A 3,021-nucleotide genomic window follows, 5' to 3' on the forward strand; every position below is an offset into this window, starting at 1 on the left:
AACAAAGACCCGTTTGGGTTGTATGGTTAAGTGACTAAGCGTACACGGTGGATGCCTTGGCAGTTGGAGGCGATGAAGGACGTATTAACTTGCGATAAGCCTAGTCAAGCTAGTAAAAAGCACTTGAGACTAGGATTTCCGAATGGGGAAACCCACCTGCTTGCAGGTATCGTTAACTGAATACATAGGTTAACGAGGCGAACGCGGAGAACTGAAACATCTAAGTACCCGTAGGAAAAGAAATCAACCGAGATTCCGAAAGTAGCGGCGAGCGAAATCGGAACAGCCCTTAAGCTTATTATGTGTTAATGGAAGGCTCTGGAAAGTGCCACGATACAGGGTGATAGTCCCGTACATGAAAAGACATTTTAAGTGAAATCGAGTAGGTCGGAGCACGTGAAACTTTGACTGAATATAGGTGGACCATCATCTAAGGCTAAATACTCCCAACTGACCGATAGTGAACCAGTACCGTGAGGGAAAGGCGAAAAGAACCCCTGTGAGGGGAGTGAAATAGAACCTGAAACCGTGTACGTACAAGCAGTAGGAGCCCACTTGTTGGGTGACTGCGTACCTTTTGTATAATGGGTCAGCGACTTATATTTTGTAGCGAGGTTAACCGATTAGGGTAGCCGTAGGGAAACCGAGTCTTAACTGGGCGAATAGTTGCAAGGTATAGACCCGAAACCCGGTGATCTAGCCATGGGCAGGTTGAAGGTTGAGTAACATCAACTGGAGGACCGAACCCACTAACGTTGAAAAGTTAGGGGATGACCTGTGGCTAGGAGTGAAAGGCTAATCAAACCGGGAGATAGCTGGTTCTCCCCGAAATCTATTTAGGTAGAGCCTCGGACGAATACTTACGGGGGTAGAGCACTGTTAAGGCTAGGGGGTCATCCCGACTTACCAACCCTTTGCAAACTCCGAATACCGTAAAGTACTATCCGGGAGACACACGGCGGGTGCTAACGTCCGTCGTGAAGAGGGAAACAACCCAGACCGCCAGCTAAGGTCCCAAAGTCATAGTTAAGTGGGAAACGATGTGGAAAGGCCCAGACAGCCAGGAGGTTGGCTTAGAAGCAGCCATCCTTTAAAGAAAGCGTAATAGCTCACTGGTCGAGTCGGTCTGCGCGGAAGATGTAACGGGGCTAAACTATGCACCGAAGCTGCGGATTCAGAATTTATTCTGAGTGGTAGGGGAGCGTTCTGTAAGCGGTTGAAGGTGTGCCGGGAGGCATGCTGGACGTATCAGAAGTGCGAATGCTGACATGAGTAACGATAATGCGGGTGAAAAACCCGCACGCCGGAAGACCAAGGGTTCCTATCCCATGTTAATCAGGGTAGGGTAAGTCGACCCCTAAGGCGAGGCCGAAAGGCGTAGTCGATGGGAAACGGATTAATATTTCCGTACTTGGTATAATTGCGATGGGGGGACGGAGAAGGCTAAGCAAGCATGGCGATGGTTGTCCATGTGAAAGTGAGTAGGCTAGTGACTTAGGTAAATCCGGGTTGCTGTTAGGCTGAGACACGAGACGAGTCACTACGGTGATGAAGTTGCTGATGCCATACTTCCAGGAAAAGCCTCTAAGCTTCAGATTATACCGAATCGTACCCCAAACCGACACAGGTGGTCAGGTAGAGAATACTAAGGCGCTTGAGAGAACTCGGGTGAAGGAACTAGGCAAAATCGTACCGTAACTTCGGGAGAAGGTACGCTCCTATCTGTGATGAGACTTGCTCTCTAAGCGGACGGGAGCCGCAGTGACCAGGTGGCTGGGACTGTTTATTAAAAACACAGCACTGTGCAAAATCGCAAGATGACGTATACGGTGTGACACCTGCCCGGTGCCGGAAGGTTAATTGATGGGGTTATCTTCGGAGAAGCTCTTGATCGAAGCCCCGGTAAACGGCGGCCGTAACTATAACGGTCCTAAGGTAGCGAAATTCCTTGTCGGGTAAGTTCCGACCTGCACGAATGGTGTAACCATGGCCACGCTGTCTCCACCCGAGACTCAGTGAAATTGAAATCGCAGTGAAGATGCTGTGTACCCGCGGCTAGACGGAAAGACCCCGTGAACCTTTACTACAGCTTGGCACTGAACATTGAACCTACATGTGTAGGATAGGTGGGAGACTTTGAAGATGAGACGCTAGTCTTGTTGGAGTCGTCCTTGAAATACCACCCTTGTAGTTTTGATGTTCTAACGTTGGCCCCTGAATCGGGGTTACGGACAGTGCCTGGTGGGTAGTTTGACTGGGGCGGTCTCCTCCCAAAGAGTAACGGAGGAGCACGAAGGTTGGCTAAGTACGGTCGGACATCGTACGGTTAGTGTAATGGTAGAAGCCAGCTTAACTGCGAGACAGACACGTCGAGCAGGTACGAAAGTAGGTCATAGTGATCCGGTGGTTCTGAATGGAAGGGCCATCGCTCAACGGATAAAAGGTACTCCGGGGATAACAGGCTGATACCGCCCAAGAGTTCATATCGACGGCGGTGTTTGGCACCTCGATGTCGGCTCATCACATCCTGGGGCTGAAGTCGGTCCCAAGGGTATGGCTGTTCGCCATTTAAAGTGGTACGCGAGCTGGGTTTAGAACGTCGTGAGACAGTTCGGTCCCTATCTGCCGTGGGCGTTTGAGAATTGAGAGGGGTTGCTCCTAGTACGAGAGGACCGGAGTGAACGAACCGCTGGTGTTCGGGTTGTCATGCCAATGGCATTGCCCGGTAGCTACGTTCGGAACTGATAAGCGCTGAAAGCATCTAAGCGCGAAGCAGGCCTCGAGATGAGTTCTCACTAGACTTTTAAAGTCTCTGAAGGGCCGTTGAAGACTACAACGTTGATAGGCAAGATGTGGAAGTGGTGTGAGCCATTAAGCTAACTTGTACTAATTACCCGTGAGGCTTAACCATACAACGCCAAACGCGTTTTATGTGATAGTGAAACAAGCGAAGAAGTTAATATAACTAAAGTAGATAGATACTTAGAAACTTAAAAAATATTATCAGATATTTTCCAAATT

At 49.5% G+C, this 3,021-nt stretch carries 1 rRNA gene; it reads left to right on the forward strand.

The features are described 5' to 3' along the window. Positions 1 to 24: 24 nt before the first annotated feature. Positions 25 to 2,911 (forward strand): 23S ribosomal RNA (locus KZZ04_RS18375). The last annotated feature ends 110 nt before the right edge of the window (positions 2,912 to 3,021 follow it).

The organism is Pseudoalteromonas sp. CR1, assembly GCF_019392235.1.
GTDB lineage: Bacteria > Pseudomonadota > Gammaproteobacteria > Enterobacterales > Alteromonadaceae > Pseudoalteromonas.